This is a genomic window from Actinoplanes aureus, assembly GCF_015704865.1.
In the GTDB taxonomy this organism is placed as follows: domain Bacteria; phylum Actinomycetota; class Actinomycetes; order Mycobacteriales; family Micromonosporaceae; genus Actinoplanes; species Actinoplanes aureus.
This window is the reverse complement of record NZ_JADQTO010000080.1, coordinates 1-2,440: the sequence shown is the minus strand read 5'-3', so window position 1 is coordinate 2,440 and position 2,440 is coordinate 1. Positions and strand designations below refer to the sequence as shown.

The window sequence follows — 2,440 nt, the reverse complement described above, 5'->3', positions numbered from 1 at the left end:
TTTAGTCGCATGTTCTAGACCCGAAGCGGGGTGATCTAGCCATGGGCAGGTTGAAGCGTGGGTAAGACTGCGTGGAGGACCGAACCCACCAACGTTGAAAAGTTGGGGGATGACCTGTGGTTAGGGGTGAAAGGCCAATCAAACTCCGTGATAGCTGGTTCTCCCCGAAATGCATTTAGGTGCAGCGTCGTGTGTTTCTTGCCGGAGGTAGAGCACTGGATGGTCTAGGGGGCCTACAAGCTTACTGAAATCAGCCAAACTCCGAATGCCGGTAAGTGAGAGCGCGGCAGTGAGACTGCGGGGGATAAGCTTCGTAGTCGAGAGGGAAACAGCCCAGATCGCCAGCTAAGGCCCCTAAGCGTGTGCTAAGTGGAAAAGGATGTGGGATCGCATGGACAACCAGGAGGTTGGCTTAGAAGCAGCCACCCTTTAAAGAGTGCGTAATAGCTCACTGGTCAAGTGGTTCCGCGCCGACAATGTAGCGGGGCTCAAGCACACCGCCGAAGCTGTGGCATTCACACTTTACTTCGCTTGTCGACTTGATCGGCTGGTGCAGGTGTGTGGATGGGTAGGGGAGCGTCGTATGGCGGGTGAAGCGGCGGAGTGATCCAGCCGTGGACGCCATACGAGTGAGAATGCAGGCATGAGTAGCGAATGAAGGGTGAGAACCCCTTCCGCCGGATGACCAAGGGTTCCAGGGCCAGGCTAATCCGCCCTGGGTGAGTCGGGGCCTAAGGCGAGGCCGAGAGGCGTAGTCGATGGATAACGGGTTGATATTCCCGTACCCGCGAAGGAACGCCCAAGACGAACCTCGTGGTACTAACTGCCCAAAACTGGTGAGGACTTCGGTCTGAGCCGGCGGCGGCCAGGACCTTCACGGGTAGTAGTTTAGTGATGGGGTGACGCAGGAAGGTAGCTGATCCCGGCCGGTGGTTGTGCCGGGGTAAGCGTGTAGGCCGTGGTGTAGGCAAATCCGCACCACTCATAGGCTGAGACGTGATGCCGAGCCGTTCTGGTGAAGTCAGTGATCCTATGCTGCCGAGAAAAGCCTCTAGCGATGTTCCGAGCGGCCCGTACCCGAAACCGACACAGGTGGTCAGGTAGAGAATACTAAGGCGACGGGTGAACTGTGGTTAAGGAACTCGGCAAATTGCCCCCGTAACTTAGGGAGAAGGGGGGCCGGACGCGTGAAGCCCCTTTGCGGGTGGAGCGTGGTATGGCCGCAGAGAGCAGGGGGAAGCGACTGTTTACTAAAAACACAGGTCCATGCCAAGTCGTAAGACGATGTATATGGACTGACGCCTGCCCGGTGCTGGAACGTTAAGGGGACCTGTTAGCTCTTCGGGGCGAAGCGGAGAACTTAAGCGCCAGTAAACGGCGGTGGTAACTATAACCATCCTAAGGTAGCGAAATTCCTTGTCGGGTAAGTTCCGACCTGCACGAATGGCGTAACGACTTCCCCACTGTCTCAACCACAGGCCCGGCGAAATTGCAGTACGAGTAAAGATGCTCGTTACGCGCGGCAGGACGGAAAGACCCCGGGACCTTTACTATAGCTTGACATTGGTATCTGAATTTAATTGTGTAGGATAGGTGGGAGCCGGTGAAGCTCGGACGCCAGTTCGGGTGGAGGCGCTGTTGAAATACCACTCTGTTGGGTTTGGGTATCTAACTTGCGGCCCTGATCGGGTCGAGGGACAGTGTCTGGTGGGTAGTTTAACTGGGGCGGTTGCCTCCTAAAGGGTAACGGAGGCGCCCAAAGGTTCCCTCAGCCTGGTTGGCAATCAGGTGTTGAGTGTAAGTGCACAAGGGAGCTTGACTGTGAGACTGACGGGTCGAGCAGGGACGAAAGTCGGGACTAGTGATCCGGCACTTGCGTGTGGAAGCGGTGTCGCTCAACGGATAAAAGGTACCCCGGGGATAACAGGCTGATCTTCCCCAAGAGTCCATATCGACGGGATGGTTTGGCACCTCGATGTCGGCTCGTCGCATCCTGGGGCTGTAGCAGGTCCCAAGGGTTGGGCTGTTCGCCCATTAAAGCGGTACGCGAGCTGGGTTTAGAACGTCGTGAGACAGTTCGGTCCCTATCCGCCGTGCGCGTTGGATACTTGAGAAGGGCTGTCCCTAGTACGAGAGGACCGGGACGGACGAACCTCTGGTGTGCCAGTTGTTCTGCCAAGGGCACGGCTGGTTGGCTACGTTCGGAAGGGATAACCGCTGAAAGCATCTAAGCGGGAAGCCTGCTTCGAGATGAGGTATCCCACCACCTTGAGTGGGTAAGGCCCCCAGCTAGACGACTGGGTTGATAGGCCGGAAATGTAAGCACGGTAACGTGTTGAGTTGACCGGTACTAATAGGCCGAGGGCTTAACCATCTTAAACTTTATGCTTGCGTCCACTGTGTGATTCACAGCAAACGAACAACCACCCCCGATCCTGGG

1 rRNA gene is annotated in these 2,440 nt (G+C 56.6%); it reads left to right on the top strand.

Going from position 1 to position 2,440, the window contains the following annotated elements:
• Positions 1-2,374: ribosomal RNA gene (locus tag I4J89_RS48955) — 23S ribosomal RNA — on the top strand; the annotation flags it as partial.
• Positions 2,375-2,440: the final 66 nt, after the last annotated feature.